At 61.5% G+C, this 15614-nt stretch carries 11 protein-coding genes and 3 pseudogenes; 7 read left to right on the forward strand and 7 right to left on the reverse strand.

Annotation, left to right across the window (positions count from 1 at the left end):
* The first annotated feature begins 247 nt into the window (after positions 1 to 247).
* Complete coding sequence (locus N7E02_RS11880; protein ID WP_286583781.1) at positions 248 to 961, forward strand: serine/threonine-protein kinase; 714 nt, start codon at positions 248 to 250, stop codon at positions 959 to 961.
* Here N7E02_RS11880 and N7E02_RS11885 read toward each other — a convergent pair.
* The 3 genes from N7E02_RS11885 to recQ all read right to left on the reverse strand — a co-directional run bounded on the left by N7E02_RS11885 (position 910) and on the right by recQ (position 5479).
* Positions 910 to 2046 (reverse strand): polysaccharide biosynthesis/export family protein, encoded by a 1137-nt coding sequence (locus N7E02_RS11885; protein ID WP_286582135.1) that lies wholly within the window; start codon positions 2044 to 2046, stop codon positions 910 to 912. The genes N7E02_RS11880 and N7E02_RS11885 overlap by 52 nt on opposite strands.
* Before the next feature lie 289 nt (positions 2047 to 2335).
* Positions 2336 to 3460 carry a zinc-dependent alcohol dehydrogenase family protein gene (locus N7E02_RS11890; protein WP_286582137.1) on the reverse strand — a complete coding sequence of 375 codons (1125 nt, stop codon included), beginning with the start codon at positions 3458 to 3460 and terminating at the stop codon, positions 2336 to 2338.
* 159 nt (positions 3461 to 3619) lie between these two features.
* A complete protein-coding gene (gene recQ, locus N7E02_RS11895) occupies positions 3620 to 5479 on the reverse strand; it encodes a DNA helicase RecQ (protein WP_286582139.1) in 1860 nt (619 codons plus the stop codon).
* Between the two features lie 305 nt (positions 5480 to 5784).
* On the opposite strand from recQ, the gene copC reads away from it, so the two are divergent.
* The 6 genes and pseudogenes from copC (at position 5785) to N7E02_RS11925 (ending at position 10407) form a co-directional block, all read left to right on the forward strand.
* Positions 5785 to 6156, forward strand: coding sequence for a copper homeostasis periplasmic binding protein CopC (gene copC / locus N7E02_RS11900; RefSeq protein WP_286582140.1), 372 nt, complete (start codon positions 5785 to 5787; stop codon positions 6154 to 6156).
* A complete protein-coding gene (locus N7E02_RS11905; protein WP_286582142.1) occupies positions 6153 to 7016 on the forward strand; it encodes a CopD family protein in 864 nt (287 codons plus the stop codon). Before copC ends, N7E02_RS11905 begins: the two co-directional genes overlap by 4 nt.
* 72 nt (positions 7017 to 7088) lie before the next feature.
* Positions 7089 to 7559, forward strand: coding sequence for a DUF305 domain-containing protein (locus tag N7E02_RS11910; protein WP_286582143.1), 471 nt, complete (start codon positions 7089 to 7091; stop codon positions 7557 to 7559).
* A gap of 16 nt (positions 7560 to 7575) precedes the next feature.
* Positions 7576 to 9035: pseudogene (locus N7E02_RS11915) on the forward strand (YncE family protein).
* A gap of 59 nt (positions 9036 to 9094) precedes the next feature.
* Complete coding sequence (locus N7E02_RS11920; protein ID WP_286582145.1) at positions 9095 to 9640, forward strand: RNA polymerase sigma factor; 546 nt, start codon at positions 9095 to 9097, stop codon at positions 9638 to 9640.
* A complete protein-coding gene (locus N7E02_RS11925) occupies positions 9637 to 10407 on the forward strand; it encodes an anti-sigma factor family protein (protein ID WP_286582146.1) in 771 nt (256 codons plus the stop codon). The genes N7E02_RS11920 and N7E02_RS11925 overlap by 4 nt, the downstream gene beginning before the upstream one ends.
* A gap of 173 nt (positions 10408 to 10580) precedes the next feature.
* On the opposite strand, the gene N7E02_RS11930 is transcribed toward N7E02_RS11925, so the two are convergent.
* The 4 genes and pseudogenes from N7E02_RS11930 to N7E02_RS11945 form a co-directional block, all read right to left on the reverse strand.
* The gene (locus N7E02_RS11930) at positions 10581 to 12095 is read right to left on the reverse strand and encodes an ABC transporter substrate-binding protein (RefSeq protein ID WP_286582148.1); all 1515 of its coding nucleotides are present in this window, start codon (positions 12093 to 12095) and stop codon (positions 10581 to 10583) included.
* A 19-nt stretch (positions 12096 to 12114) separates the two neighbouring features.
* Positions 12115 to 13814: pseudogene (locus N7E02_RS11935) on the reverse strand (dipeptide ABC transporter ATP-binding protein).
* Positions 13811 to 14662: an ABC transporter permease gene (locus N7E02_RS11940; protein WP_286582150.1), complete on the reverse strand. Its 852-nt coding sequence runs from the start codon at positions 14660 to 14662 to the stop codon at positions 13811 to 13813. The pseudogene N7E02_RS11935 and the gene N7E02_RS11940 overlap by 4 nt, the downstream one beginning before the upstream one ends.
* Positions 14659 to 15595, reverse strand: a pseudogene (locus N7E02_RS11945) (ABC transporter permease). Before N7E02_RS11945 ends, N7E02_RS11940 begins: the two are co-directional and overlap by 4 nt.
* Positions 15596 to 15614: the final 19 nt, after the last annotated feature.

Here is a 15614-nt window from a genome sequence, read left to right on the forward strand (position 1 = left end):
TGCCCTCCAGCATGGCCGCGATTTCCGATCGCTTTTCGGCGCTTTGGCGGACACTGGTCAGGGATGGCGACACGGATCGGCCGGAGGATGAACGGCGAGTTCTTGTAGAGCAAGTGCGCGATGCCCTGGATCGCGGCGAAAGCCGCCTGGGCGGAATCCTGTCTCCATCATCGGCAATACGTTCAGCCTGGAAAACCTCATCCATCACGGGGAACTGGCCAGCGTCCATCGCGCCCGGCACCGTGATCTGGGCACATTGCACGCCATCAAGACGCTGAACGCCGATCACGCGGATGATCCGGTGGCACGCAGGCTGTTGCTTCAGGAGGCGACGATCGGCCTGTCGCTGCACCATCCGCATCTCGTGGCAGCGCAGATCCTGCTGCGGCTGGAGGATGGTAGGCCTGCGCTGGTGATGGAATGGTGCACGTCCAGCCTGGCCGATCGACTGTCGAACGGTCCGCTCCAGCTCAACGATATTCTGCTCCTCACCAGATCATTGCTGGAAGGTCTTTCGGCCGTTCATGCGCACTCTATCGTCCATTGCGATCTCTCGCCCGACAACATTCTCTTCGCTGATGATGGCGTTGAAAGCCTCAGGATCGCTGACTTCGGCATAGCGCTACAGTCAGGACATCGACACGCGGAACTGGACATCCGCTTTGCCGGTCAGGCGCATTTTTCGGCACCTGAACAGAAGGACGGCGGCCCGGTTGATGCGCGCACAGACCTCTACGCCGTCGGAAAAATTCTCTCTCCTGCTCGAAGGCTCCGATGGCGTTGCAGCCACTCACCTTCGCCGTCTCGCCTACCTGCTTTCGCAACCCGATCCCGCAGACAGGCCCGAAAATGCAAAGGCCGCCTTGCGGATGCTCGGCGGCCTCTGAAAAAGCTTGCAGTTTGTCCGGCTCAGTTCGAACCGGGCAGCGGTGCCGCGGCAGACGGCGCGCTCTTCTGGTAGATGGTAAAGAGCTTGGCGAAATCGACCATGCCGGCATTGGCGGCATAGAGCATGTCGCCATCGGCCATCTGGAAGCGCTGCATCAGCGCCAGGTTGGCAATATCCTTCATGTCGATGCGATAGACGGCCGGCTTGTTCGAGACGCTGTAGGTGGAAGGCGCCTTGGCATCGCTGGCGGTCGGGTAAGGCTTGTAGACCGTCTGGTTGCGCAGCAGGTAGACCTGGCTCGCATTGGCGCGATCATCAAGCAGACCGCCGGCGCGACCGAAGGCCTGCGATAGCGTCAGCTTGCCGGGCTCGAACTCGAACTCGCCGACACTCTTGAACGCACCGAATACGGTGAAGGTCGTCGCATCCTTGCCGACATAGATCTGGTCGTCCGGCAGCAGATAGACGTTCTGGCTGTTGTCGTTCATCACCCGTTCGATCGGGGCGCTGGCACGCTTATTGCCGCGGATCAGCGTCACGTTCGCGGCTGCCGGGGTGGACGAAGCACCGCCCGCAAGCGCGACCGCATCAAGCACGCGTTCGCGGCGCGCCGTCAGCGGGAATCGGCCGGCAGCGCGCACGTCACCATTGACCGTGAAGCCCGAGGTCGGTTTGTCGACGACGGTTACAACGGCCTGCGGATTGACAGCCGAACCCTTGAGACCATTGACGATCCGGCTCTGCAGCGCTTCGGGCGAGGATTCCAGAACCCGCTGGCGACCGACGAAGGGCAGCGTGACGGTACCGGCGGAATCCACGGTGAAGCGACCGAGATTGAGCGTCTTTGCCTGGGTGGAAGAGAACATGCCCTCTTCGCCGGTATCGAGGATCGTAACCTCGATCACATCGCCGCGGCGCAACCGGTTATCGGCATAACCGGCCGAGCGCATGACGCTGAGGCCCTGGTCGGTCGGCGCATAGGAAAGCGGCTGAGCAACCGGAGGCGACATCGGCGCATCGGCAAGACGAACGACCGGAACACGTTCCTTCGTGTTCGGATCGACCGTGTTGTAAAAAGCTCCGGCGGAGGGACCATCTGAAGGGCGGGCGCAGGCACTGAGCAAAGCAATAAATACGAAGGGCGCAAGCTTTCGCATCACGTATCCTTTTAAGAGAATCTATAGTGCGCAAAGTATCAACGGAAGCGCCTGCGACAACCGTGCGAACGCGAAAAAAGGCAATTGTGACGGCTTAGTGGCAGAACCTGTGGCCGATGGGCAACCCTTCCCGGTGCGAAGCAAGCTTATCGTTGAAATCGCGTGGAATTTCAACGTGTCTGCAAGCGCAAGGCCGGCACGTGGGTTTGGCAGGAATGTTGCGACTGGCTCGCACAGGACGGCTATGCCGATATGGCATCGGCCTCCCGCCCGGTCCCGCTTATCTTCGTCACATCTCGACGACCAGTCTGATCACCTCACCCCTATGTAGACGATCGAAGCCTTCGTTGATCTCGTCGAGCGTGATCGATCCGCTGAGCAGTTTGTTGACCGGCAAGCGGCCTGACTTATAGAGCGCGACGAAGCGCGGAATATCGCGGACCGGCACGCAGGTGCCGATATAACTGCCCTTCACCGTCCGCTCTTCGGCAACCAGACTGACAATATTGAGCGGCATTGCCGCCGTCGGCGCAGGCAATCCAGCTGTCACCGTCGTACCGCCACGCCGCGTCATCCTGTAGGCGCTTTCCAGCGCCTTTTCGGAGCCCGCGAACTCGAAGGCGAAATCGGCGCCGCCATTGGTGAGCTGACGGACCTTTTCGACCGCATCCGCATCACGCGCATTCACGATAGCCGTTGCCCCGAGCTGACGGGCGATCTCAAGCTTCTCGTCGGAGAGATCGACGGCAATGATCTGCGCGGCGCCGGCAGAAACCGCCCCCAATAGACCCGCCAGGCCGACACCCCCGAGACCGATGATTACGGTCGTCTGACCCGCCTGGACTTTGGCCGTATTCACCACGGCCCCCACCCCGGTCAGCACCGCGCAACCGAAAAGCGCTGCCTCGTTGAACGGCAGATTCTTGTCGATCCTGACGATCGAACGGCGTGAAACGACCGCATGCTCGGCAAAGGCCGAACAGCCGATATGATGATGCACCGGTTGCCCGTGGGATTTCAGCCGAATGCTACCGGTCAGCAATGTGCCCTGGCCATTGGCCGCAGCCCCCGGTTCGCAGAGCGCTGGCCGCCCTTCCGAGCACGGCAGGCAATGGCCGCAGCTCGGCACGAAGGCCAGGACAACGTGATCGCCAACTTCGAGATCATCGACCCCTTCACCAAGTTCCACCACTTCGCCGGCTGCCTCGTGACCGATCGCCATCGGCATCGGGCGCGGCCTGCTGCCGTTGATGACGGAGAGATCCGAATGGCACAGCCCGGCCGCGCGAATACGTACCAGAACCTCTCCCTGCCCCGGGCGCTCCAGATCAAGCTCCGCAATTTCCAACGGTCTGCTCTCCGCGTAAGGCATGTTCAAGCCCATCTGACGAAGCGTCGCGGCTCTGATCTTCATCTCTCTCTCCCTGAAACCTACTCATCTTCCGCGAGGTAAACATCGCCAAGCAGCCCGCCCACCGTCCCTCCTCTTAGACGGCGGGTGCATCGTCAAACGATCACGACCTCTAAGACAAGGCGCACCACTCGAATGGCTCCGAATGGCTGCGCTGTCCCGTTATTGGTCGAACTCCCGGATAACCTCAAGAAAGGTCTCGCCATAACGCTCAAGCTTCGCCTCGCCGACACCGGAAATACCGAGCAGTGCGTCGCGCGTGCTCGGTCGCTCCGTCGCAAAGGCGACCAGCGTCGTATCGGCAAAGACGACATAAGGGGGAATGGAAAGGTCCTTGGCGATAGCCATGCGGGTGCGCCGCAAGGCCTCGAACAGCAACGCATCGGCCTCGTCCAGCTGTGAACGGGCATTCTTTGCGCTGGATGACTGGCTCTTTCCCGCCTTGCCACGCGTCGGCCGGTCGCGGCGAAAATGGACCTCACGCTCGCGCTTGAACACAGCCCGCGCCTCCGGCTCCAGCTTCAGCGCGCCGAATGCGTCGTGATCGACGCTGATCAGGCCTGCGGCGAGAAGCTGGCGATAGACCGATTGCCAGGTCTTGGTCGGAATATCGCTTCCTGCCCCAAACACCGGCATCTCGGTATGGCCGAAACGCCGGGTTTTCTCATTGTCGTTGCCGACCAGCACGTCGATGACATGACCGGTCCCGAACCTCTCGCCGGTGCGATAGACCGCCGCAAGCGCCTTGATCGCCGCCTCGGTGCCGTCCCATGTATCGACTGGCTTCAGGCACGTGTCACAATTGCCGCATTGCCCGCCATGGGTCTCACCGAAATGGGCGAGGATCGCCTGGCGCCGGCAGCCCGCGGTCTCGCATATGCCCAGCAGCGCATTCAGCTTGGCCCGCTCGACGCGCTTCACAGCATCGCCGGAGGTTCCGCCGTCGATCATCCGCCCGCGCTGGATGACATCGGCCATGCCATAGGCCATCCACACTTCGGACGGCATGCCGTCGCGTCCGGCACGGCCGGTCTCTTGATAATACGCCTCGACCGATCCAGGCAGATCGAGATGCGCGACATAGCGCACATCCGGCTTGTCGATCCCCATCCCGAAGGCGACGGTAGCGACAAGGCAGAGCTCATCCTCCTTCAAAAACGCATCCTGGTTGGCGTCCCTCACCTGCCGCTCCAACCCGGCATGATAGGGCAAGGCATAAATGCCCTGCCCGTTCAACCAGTCGGCCGTCTCTTCCACCTTGGCGCGCGATAGGCAGTAGACAATGCCGCTCTCGCCTTTGTGGCGTGAAAGGAATTGCAGGAGTTGTTGGCGCGGCTGGTCCCGCTCGACGATTTCATAGGAAATGTTCGGCCGGTCGAAAGATGAGGTGAACACGCGAGCATTGTTGAGCGCCAGCCTGTCGATGATGTCGTCACGCGTATGCGGGTCGGCCGTTGCCGTCAGCGCCATCCGCGGCACGTTGGGGAAGAGATCGGCAAGTTCGCCGAGCTGACGATATTCAGGGCGGAAATCATGCCCCCATTGCGAGACGCAATGAGCCTCGTCAATCGCGAAGAGCGCGATTTTGGCACCGCTGATCAATTCCCGGAACCCCGGTGTCGTGATCCGCTCCGGCGTCACATAAAGCATGTCCAGCGCGCCTGCCTTCAGGTCCCGCCGCACTTGGTCGAAGCCTTCCCGCGACAGCGAAGAGTTCAGCGCCGCCGCCCGCACGCCGACCTGGCTCAGCGCCTCCACCTGATCACGCATCAGCGCGATCAACGGGGAAACGACGATACCGACACCTTCACGGCAGAAAGCAGGGATCTGGAAGCAAAGCGACTTGCCGGCGCCGGTTGGAAACAGCACGACAGCGTCTCCACCCGAGATCACATGCTCGACGACATCCCCTTGCTGGCCGCGGAACGACGAATAGCCGTAGACCTTCTGCAGCACCTCGACCGGATCGTGCTGCCCGCGGCCATCGAATAAAGCATCAACATAGTTCGGCTGGCCCTGCATGACGCCCCTTGCTCATTATCGCGTCCAGTATGGCACAGGAACGATACCGGTCGCGAGTGTTTCATCCCTCGTCAGGCCGCTTAGTTTGAGAATGAGAAAACGGCGCCCGCCTTTAGCAGCTGTCGATCTTCGAAGCTCGTGGCGAAACACTGCACCCCGATCGCAAATGAAGCACGGCTCTGCCGTTGCGTGAATAACGCAGGCGGCTGCAGAAGGAACATCCAATCCTCTCGCATCACGAGGAATATAAAGCCGGGAAGGGTGTCTACCGTGTCGGAAGCTTTCTTGGAGAAAGGACGACCAGCATGCCTTACAGAATATCTCTTCTCGGCTCCGTACTTCTGTGCGGAATGGCAATTTCCGGGCCAGCCCTGGCGCATGCCCATCTGAAAAGCGCGGTACCGCCCGATGGCGCAACGCTACGCACATCGCCGTCCGAGATCTCGCTTGGCTTTACCGAAGGCCTTGAACCTGCCTTTTCGACGATCACCCTGACCGGTGAAACAGGTGACCTCGCGCCAACGGCATCACCCGTTATTAGCGGTGAAGATTCTGCCACCCTCTCGATCGTGCCGACCACTCCTCTGCCCCCAGGAGGCTACATCGTGCAATGGCATGTGCTGTCCACGGACGGCCATCCATCCTCGGGTTCCTACCGGTTCCGCGTGACGCCATGACACCGCTTCAGGCCCTCGCACTGGAGCGCACCGTTCACGACGCCTCTCTCGCTTACCTATGGGGAGGAGGCGGTTTTGCCGTCATCCTGGCTGACGTGGGCATACGCCCTGCCCTCGCCGCCGCCATGCGAAAATCGCTTTTGCTCAGCACCGCCATAGCGGCATCGACGAGCGCCATCGCCATTCCCCTGCAGACCGTGGCAATCACCTCTGCCTGGTCACCGATGTTTCGGCCGGATCTGTGGTCGGCCGTGGCATTTGGCACGAGTGCTGGTCATGGAATGCTTGCTCATCTCGCGGTCTGTCTCGCTCTCCTTGTGGCAGCATCCCTCGGCTTGGACCGCCTCTCGGTCCTGCTGTCCGAAATGGCCGTCGGCAGCCTTGCCGCAAACGGGCACGCGGCCGATGGCATTGTCCGAACGTTTTCGGACATCGTCCATGTCCTGTCGGCGACGGCATGGGTCGGCGCGCTCGTGCCATTCATCCTGATAATACCGATGACCGCGCGTCCGGAGCTTCGAGGTGCAGCCATGGTGTCGATGCTCCGCTTTTCCCAGGTCGGCCATGTCGTCGTGGCGCTCGTCCTGTTTACCGGCCTTGCCAACACGCTCCTCATCCTCGGCCACCTGCCGACCGATCCGGCCTCGCCCTATCAGCGCGAACTCATTTTCAAGATTGCCGTCGCGCTGGCGATGACAGGCCTTGCCGTGGCGAACCGTTACCTTGTCGTGCCGATCTATCGACGGGATCCACTCCGGTCCCAGCGCCTGCTGGTGCTGGGCGCAGGAGCAGAGATCGTACTTGGCGCAATTGCCCTCTCCCTCGTCGCCTCTTTCGGCCTCGATGATCCGGTGGCGTGAAAAATTCCAGCCCCGATGGAATAGGCGCCGCCTCTGGCTGTCTACCCATCCATAACCAGAAGGAAACAGCCGATGACGATTTGGTCACACAGAAAGTCCGCAGCCTTCGCCGCCTTCATGCTGGCGACCGCAGGCGCATGCACCGCCTTCGCGCATGATCCATCGCAGCACGGTCATTCGTCCACTGCCGCCGTCTCCCAGGAAACAACCTATTGGACCGAGAACGACGCGGCGATGGATCGGATGATGGAGAAGATGGAGATCGAGCCGACCGGTGATGTCGATCGCGACTTCGTGGCGATGATGACACCCCATCACCAGGGGGCGATCGACATGGCGCTTGCCGTCCTCAAATACGGCCAGAACGAACAGCTCAAGCGCCTCGCTCAGGAGATCATCGTGGAACAGCAGCAGGAGATCGCTGCGATGAAGCTCGCGATCGGCGATCCGCTTCCGCCTTCCGGCGCAGCACCGACACAGGTTGCACCGGAAAATGCCCCCGCCGGTTCCATGCAGGGCATGGATCCCGACATGAAGATGTAACCGAAGGTCTTCCAAGATGAAAATTCGCAGAACCATTACCGCCGCCGCTCTGCTGGCGGGCAGCTTCCTTGCGCCCATAGGCGCCCTTGCAGGCCAGGCCCCTGAAGCCGCGTCCGCCCCGGATATCCCGGTCAGCAGCAGGGACCGGGTCTATGCCGCCGAGCAGTTTTCCAACACGGTCTCCGTCAGCGACCCGTCGACCAACAAGCTTCTCGGCACGATCAAGCTCGGCGATCCCCAGCCCGGCAATCTCAGCCCGCTCTACAAGGGGCAGGTTCTCGTTCACGGGGTGGGATTCTCGCCCGATCACAAAACGCTCGCCGTCGTCTCGATCGGTTCAAACTCCGTGACCTTCATCGACACCGCCACCAATGCCGTCAAGCATACGACCTATATCGGCCGCTCACCGCATGAGGCATTCTTCACGCCCGACGGTAAGGAGATATGGGTGACCGTGCGCGGCGAAGACTATATCTCGGTCATCGACGCAAGCACGTTCGAGGAAAAGCAGCGGATCAAGGTTCCGGCCGGGCCCGGAATGCAGATCTTTTCGCCGGACGGCAAATACGGCTACATCTGCTCGTCCTTCAACCCGGAAACGGTCGTCGTTTCCGTCGCCGACCACAAGATCGTCGGCAATGTAAAGCAGGAAAGCCCGTTCTGCCCCAATATCGCGGCATCCCCGGACGGCAAGCAGGTCTGGTTCACGCTGAAGGATGTCGGCAAGGCACAGGTCTTCAACGCCGAGGCCCCCTTCGACCTGATCAAGACGATCGACACAGGCCCGATCACCAATCACGTCAACTTCGCCACCAACAGGAACGGCAGTTTTGCCTATGTCACGGTCGGCGGCCTCAACGAGGTGAAGGTGTTCCGCACCGATACGTTCGAACAGGTCGCGACGATCCCCGTCGGCAACCTGCCGCACGGGATCTGGCCGTCGGGCGATGGTAGCCGCGTCTATGTCGGCCTCGAGAATGCCGACCAGTTCGCCGTGATCGATACGCTGACCAACAAGGTGATCTCCACCATTCCGATCGGCCAGGCGCCGCAGGCCGTCGCCTACGTCCCGAACGCGGTTTCCGAGGGCAACGGGCTTGAGAACCTCGTTCCGCTCGGCAAGGCCGGAGAAGCCGCCCATTTCAGGCTTGCCATAAAAGGCTCGAAGGACAAGGCCCCGACGACGGTCTCCTCTTTGACCAGGGACTGACCCAAGTGCTGCAGGCCTCCGTCACCGGACTTGAGCCGAAGAAGGCTTATATTCTGGCCCTGTCGGACAAACCTGACGGCAGCGGCATGCTGGAAGGCCTTTCGAACTTCATGACCAACCCGGCGGGTTCGGCGATCGTCAACGCGGTCGGCCCGATCCGCCAGATCGTCGAGGCAAAGCACAAGGATGAGCGCCGCTATCTGGTCGTCGCATCATCACAGGACGGCAAGCCCGGCAAGGTGCTGCAGGTCCAGGCTGCCGATTGACGGGAAGCGCGGCGATCCGCGCTCATTGCGCGGATCGCCTTCGATGGAGATGGTGTGGCATGAACGACATGCTGTCGCAGATAGAGCCGATGATCCCGGCCCTCAGGCGCTACGCCCGGGGCCTGCTCCGAGATCCGGAAACGGCCGACGATATTGTCCAGGACTGCTTGGTAAGGATCGTTGCCAACTGGCAGAAGCGGCGTAACGAGGACGCCCGCTCCTGGGCATTTGCAATCCTGCATAATCTGGCGGTCAACAGGCTGCGACAGAACACGCGCCGGGGCGCCGCCATGCCGATAGACGACATGCCCGAGGCGACCGGGGCACTTCAGGCAACGCAGGAGGAAACCGTGTTCGGCCACGAGGTCATGTCGGCAATCGACCGCCTCCCGCCGGACCACCGCGCGATCCTCCTGTTGATCTCGGTTGAGGACATGTCATACGCCGAGGCCGGACAGGTCCTTGGCATTCCACTCGGCACGGTAATGTCACGCCTGTCCCGGGCCCGTGAACAATTGCGCAAGCTTCTCGAGACCGCGCCGCAAAACGAAGCAGGGCATCGAGGCCACTTACCCGGCGGCCCTTATATTCGGAGAGTGAAATGAGCAGGAGACCCATCACCGAAGACGACATTCAGGCGTTCGTCGACGATGCGCTCTCTCCCGAACGGCGTGGCGAAGTATCGAAATATCTTCTGGCAAATACGGATGCGGCGGGGCGCGTCGCCGCCTACCGGAAACAGGCGTCGGCGCTGCGGCAATCTCTGGATCCGGTCGCCGAGGAACCGGTGCCGAGCAGGCTCAATCTGGAAAACATCGCGGCCGCGCACAACGCGACGACGTCAAGGCCCGGTCGCCTACGCCTGGCAGCTGCAGCCACTGTACTTCTCGCCGTCGGCGCGACGGGCGGCTGGCTGACGAAGGGCTACATGCTGCCTCCGACCGAAGGTGTGGCGGCGCTGGCCTTGGAAGCCTCCGCCAGCTACGGCGCGTTTGCCGCCGACAGGCTGAGGCCGGTGGAAGTCAGGGCCGATGGCAGCGGTACCCTGCAGCAGCTTGCCTCGACAACACTCGGCAGTTCGGTGGTCATCCCCGATCTTGGCGCATCTGGTTACCGGCTGATGGGCGGTCGTGTCATCCCAACGACGCACGGCGCCGGTTTTATGCTCATGTATGACGACGACAAGGGCAACCGCCTCGTCATGCTGTCGCGACGCATGCTCGTCGACCAGAACAGACCGATGGTCGCCAGCACCGCTGGAGGTGTCAACGGTTGGAGCTGGGCCAAAGAGGGCATGGGATACAGCATCGTCGGATCGATCCCGGCGCAGATCCTGCATCCCGTGGCGGACGTGGTGCGGTCCCAGATATAGGCTCGGAGATCGCAAGACGATTCCTCCCGAAACCGCGACATCGCCCGGGCTTTGCCCAGCCGACGCCGGAGAGATGGAACTTGCGGATCGTCGAGCGATCGCCCGGCTTGGCGCCCTCGACCCCTTGTGCAAAACGGGAAGCCAGACGCGAAGCGCCCGGCTTCCTCGCATGATCAGTTCTTCACCGTGTCTTCCAGGAAGAAGCGGCCGAGCGGATTCTGATAGAAATTCTCGACGTTCTTGCGGGCGACATTGATATAGGGGCTGTAGTAGAGATCGACCCAGTGGACATCGTCCTTGGCGGTCTTCTGGATCTCGACATACATGGCCTCGCGCTTCTTCGGATCGAGCTCCAGACGCGCTGCGGCCACCAGATCCTTCACCTTGTCGCTCTTGTAGCGGGTCATGTAGTTCATATTGGTATCGTGACCGAGAACGAAGGTCGTCTTCTGGTCGGGGTCGAGAATGTCGTTCGTCCAGTACATGACCGAGATATCGTAGTCGCCGGCAATGAGCATGTCCCAGCTCTGGCTCGGATCGACCTTCTGCAGATTGACAGTCACGCCCGCCTTGGAAAGCTGCTGCTGCAGAAGGACCGCAATCTGTTCGTCCACCTCGTTGCCGGCATTGACGACATAGTTCAAGGACAGATCGGAAGCGCCGGCTTCCGCCAGCATCGCCTTCGCCTTTTCCGGATCGTACGGGTACTGGTAGTTCGCATCGTAGTGATAGAGCGAGCCCTTCGGGATATAGGAATTGGCGACCGTGCCGAGACCGAAGGTCACAGTATCGACAATCGCCTTCTTGTCGATCGCCATGTCGATAGCCTGGCGGACCTCCTTCTTGGCGAGCGCCCCATGCTCGTGATTGATCAGCAGGTGATCCTCGCGGGTCGAGGTGTCGATCAATACGCTAAGATTGGCGTCCTTCTTCAGCTCCTCGACGCGCGAGAAGGGCACGAAGATCGCCGTGTCGAGCTGGCCGGCCTGCACGTTCAGCATGCGGGTATTGTCGTCCGGAACCGAGATCCACTCGACGCCGTCGAGCTTGACGCGATCCGCCTGCCAGAAATTCGGGTTCTTTTCGAGGATGACGCGATCGCCGCGTCGCCACTCCTTGACGGTGAAGGCACCGGAAGAGGCCGTTGGCAGTTCTGCGAAAGCATCTTCGCCCGCCTCGACGGCCTTCTTTGACAGAACCGAGACGTTGGGCAGCGCCAGCGTCGAGAGGAACGGTGCCGACGGCGTCTTCAGCTTGACGGTCAGCGTCTTCGCATCGGTCGCTTCGGCCGTCTCGACGATCTTGTAGCTGTCGCTCCACAGCGACCCTTCATTGTCGCGGATGCGCAGCAGGCTGAACGCGGCGTCCTCGGCAGTGATCGGCGAGCCGTCGGAAAACTTCGCGTCGCGGATCTTGAACGTGTAGGTCAGCCCATCGTCGGACACAGTCCAGCTTTCGGCAAGGCCGGGCTCCAGCTTGGTGCCGGTCTTGTCAACGCGGATCAGCACGTCGAAGACGTTGGAGAACACCCAGTTGTCGACATTCTGAGCCGACTTAATCGGATCGAACGTCGTCGAGTCCTCGCGACGGCCGATAGTCAGAACGCCGGCGGCTTCGGCAAAACTGGCGCTGAGTGAGAGAGCCGCGGCAAAGGCCGCAAACCCGATCGATTTCCACTTCCTGTTCATGATGTCGTTCCCTTCTTTGTTATGGCATTCGCTTGATGGATCGGATGCTTTCGGATGTCTCTTCGGCATCGCCGAGCAGCGGCTTGTCCGGATCGATATCCGGGATCGCCGCGACGAGTGATGCGGTGTAGGCATGTTTCGGCTGCGAGAAGACCTGCTCCGACGGCCCATCCTCGACCACCTCGCCGCGATACATGACGATGGTGCGGGCACAGAGATTGCGCACGATCGCCAGATCATGGGCGATGAACAGCAGCGTGAGGTTCATTTTCGCGGCCAGCTCGCGGAACAGGTCGATGATCTGCGCCTGGATGGTCACGTCGAGGGCTGCCACACATTCGTCGGCGATGATCAGCTTCGGATCGACTGCCAGCGCACGGGCAATACCCGCCCGCTGGCACTGGCCGCCGCTCATCGAGCGCGGCTTGCGATTGGCAAATTCGCGCTCCAGCCCGACCAGATCGAGCAGCTCGCCGATCCGCTGCGGAATATCGGCCCGTGCGACCTTGCCCTGCACGGCAAGCACCTCGCCGATCGTCTGGCCGATGGTCATGCGCGGGTTCAGCGCGTTGAACGGGTCCTGGAACACCATCGCCGCCTCGCGCCGCAGCTTCGCTAGGCCGGCCGTCTTCTGCTGAGCAAGATCGATGCCCTCGAAGCTGATATGACCGGATGAGATAGGCGTTAGGCCCAGCAGCGCACGGGCGAGCGTGCTCTTGCCGCTGCCGGATTCACCGACGATGCCGACCGTCTCGCCCGGCATGATCTGCAGGCTGATGCCGGAAACGGCGCTGATGGTCTTCGCTTTGGCTCCCCGGAAGAAGCTTCCGCCGACCGGGAAGCGGACATGCAGGTCATCGATTTCGAGGATCGGCTTCACTGGCGCCGCAACGGTGGAAGCAGCAGCTTCGGTTACCGGCTCCACGTCCGGCATGGACGGATGGCTGTGGATCAGCCGGATCGTATACGGGTCTTTCGGCTGTGAGAGGATCTGCCGCTTCGTTCCCTGTTCCAGCAGCTTGCCCCCGCGCATCACCGCGATGCGGTCGCAGGTCTGCGCCACGATCCCGAGATCATGGGTGATCAGGATGATCGACAGGCCGCGCTTCTCACGCAGATCCATCAGCAGTGCCAAGATCTGCGCCTGGATGGTCACATCGAGCGCGGTCGTCGGCTCGTCGGCGATCAGGATTTTGGGATCGCAGGACAGCGCGACGGCGATCATTGCCCGCTGGCGCATGCCGCCAGAAAATTCGTGCGGATAGCTGTCATACTGGCGAAGCGGATCGGGAAACCGACCTGCGACAGAATTTCGGTCGCAGCCGCGCGCGCTGCCCGCGCATCGAGCCCCTGATGATAACGGATACCTTCCGAGATCTGGTCGCCGATCCGCATCACCGGGTCGAGATGGCTGGTCGGGTTCTGGAAGATCATGCCGATCTCGCTGCCCCGTACCTTCAGCATTTCGGCATCGCTGAGGGACGTCAGATCACGCCCTTCGAGAAGCACCGCACCGTCCTCGATTTTCAGTCTTGAGGAAGGAAGCAGCCGCACCAGCGACCGGCAGAACAGGCTCTTGCCGGATCCGCTCTCGCCGACGAGACCGAGGATTTCGCCTTTCGCCAGATCGAGCGAGACGGCATCGAGCAGGACGCGCGTCTCGCCATTCAGATGGGCTTTGACCGTCAGGTCACGGACGGAAAGGATGGGAGCGTTCATTCATGCACCCCGAGCAATTCGCCGAGCGCATCGCCCAGAATGCTGAAGCCGAAGGCGAGGAAGACGATGGAGAGGCCGGGAAACAGCGTGATCCACCATGCGGTGGTGATGAAGCTCTGCCCTTCGGCCACCATCACGCCCCATTCGGCGACAGGCGGCTGGACGCCAAGGCCGAGATAGCTGACGGCCGCGCCGGAGAGCAGGACCAGCACCGCATCCGACATGGAAAACACAATCGAACCGGCAATCGCATTCGGCAGCAGGTGCCGGAACATGATCCGCATCCGGCCGAAACCGAGACTGACGGCGGCCACCGCATAATCGCTGGTCTTGAGCACCAGGATCTGCGCCCGGATCAGCCGCGCATAGGAGACCCAGCCGACCAGCGCCATGGCGATGTAGAAGCTGGAAAGCCCCGGCCCGAGAATGGTGATGATCGACAGCATCAGCACGAGAAAGGGAAAGGCCAGGATGATGTCGACGATCCGCATGAAGACCGCATCGACGATGCCACCGAAAAAGCCCGCAATCGTGCCGACCACCGTGCCGATGACGAAGGGAAAGGCGACGCCGAGAAAGGCGATCTGCAGGTCGATCCGCGCACCCCAGATAATGCGCGACAGGATATCGCGGCCGAAATTATCGGTACCGAACGGATGCAAGAACGACGGCGGCTGCAGCCGCGAGGAACCATCCTGAAGGATGGGATCATAAGGCGCGATCAGCGGTGCTGCGACCGCCATCAGCAGGAAGAGGAACAGGATCGATGCACCGACCACAAGCATCGTCCGCTTGCCGAGAAAGCTCCTCCAACCGGCGGCAGACACAGACATGGCACCAGCGCTCATAGCTTCACCCTCGGATCGGCCGCGACGGTGGCGATATCGGCGAGGAAATTGACGAGTACGGTGGCGCAGGCAAACACCATGGCGACGCCCTGCACGACCATAGTCGCGTGAGAAGATGGCCCGCACCAGCAACTGCCCCATCCCGGGAAGCGCGAAAACGCTTTCGATCACCACCGTGCCGCCGATCAGCCAGCCGGTATTGACCGCCAGGAGATTGATCGTCGGCACCAGCGAATTCGGCAGCACATGCCGCCAAAAGACGATGCGCTCCGGCATCCCACGGGCACGCGCGGCCGTCGCCACATCAGACTTCAGCCCCTCGATCATCGCCGCCCTCAGGCTGCGGGTCAGCACGGTCGAAAGCGATAGAGCAATGGTAAGGCTCGGGAGGATCAGATGCGCAAGCTTGTCGCCGAGCGTCGAGCCGTAACCGGAGACGGGCAGCAGGTCGAGCTTGACGCTGAACAGGATGATCAGCATCAGCCCAAGCCAGAAGGGCGGAAACCCGATGCCGAAAGTGGATATGATCCGCACCGCGTGATCCGGCGCCCGGCCGGCATTGCGCGCCGCAATCGATGCCATCGGCACGGCGATTACGATCGACAGAACCACGCTTGCAATGACGAGCGCGAGCGTCGGCTCGATGCGGGTGGCAATGAGCTTCAGGACATCGATCTTGTAGAGGATCGACTTGCCCATCTCGCCATTGCCGAGATTTCTCAGGAAATAGAGATATTGCAGCCAGATCGGTTCATCGAGGCCGAACTGGGCGCGGATATTGGCGATCGCCGTCGGTGTCGCGCGGGTGCCGAGCAGCACGCGCGCCGGATCTCCCGGGATCAGCCGCACCAGGATGAAGGTGATGATGCTGATGCCGAAAATGACCGGCAGGAACTGCAACGGCCTTAAAAGAACGAACCTATAGCGGTGCATGGCGCCCCCGTCGTCTGAT

Origin of the sequence: Terrirhizobium terrae (assembly GCF_030323265.1) — a bacterium.
Taxonomy (GTDB): Bacteria; Pseudomonadota; Alphaproteobacteria; order Rhizobiales; family Rhizobiaceae; genus Neorhizobium.

Excerpts from the sequence above, each read along its gene's own strand:
- N7E02_RS11890 (WP_286582137.1), bottom strand. The coding sequence starts at position 3,460 with ATGAAGATCAGAGCCGCGACGCTTCGTCAGATGGGCTTGAACATGCCT.
- N7E02_RS11925 (WP_286582146.1), top strand. The coding sequence starts at position 9,637 with ATGAGCAGGAGACCCATCACCGAAGACGACATTCAGGCGTTCGTCGAC.
- N7E02_RS11930 (WP_286582148.1), bottom strand. The coding sequence starts at position 12,095 with ATGAACAGGAAGTGGAAATCGATCGGGTTTGCGGCCTTTGCCGCGGCT.
- copC (WP_286582140.1), top strand. The coding sequence starts at position 5,785 with ATGCCTTACAGAATATCTCTTCTCGGCTCCGTACTTCTGTGCGGAATG.
- N7E02_RS11940 (WP_286582150.1), bottom strand. The coding sequence starts at position 14,662 with ATGAGCGCTGGTGCCATGTCTGTGTCTGCCGCCGGTTGGAGGAGCTTT.
- N7E02_RS11920 (WP_286582145.1), top strand. The coding sequence starts at position 9,095 with ATGAACGACATGCTGTCGCAGATAGAGCCGATGATCCCGGCCCTCAGG.
- recQ (WP_286582139.1), bottom strand. The coding sequence starts at position 5,479 with ATGCAGGGCCAGCCGAACTATGTTGATGCTTTATTCGATGGCCGCGGG.
- N7E02_RS11905 (WP_286582142.1), top strand. The coding sequence starts at position 6,153 with ATGACACCGCTTCAGGCCCTCGCACTGGAGCGCACCGTTCACGACGCC.
- N7E02_RS11885 (WP_286582135.1), bottom strand. The coding sequence starts at position 2,046 with ATGCGAAAGCTTGCGCCCTTCGTATTTATTGCTTTGCTCAGTGCCTGC.
- N7E02_RS11910 (WP_286582143.1), top strand. The coding sequence starts at position 7,089 with ATGACGATTTGGTCACACAGAAAGTCCGCAGCCTTCGCCGCCTTCATG.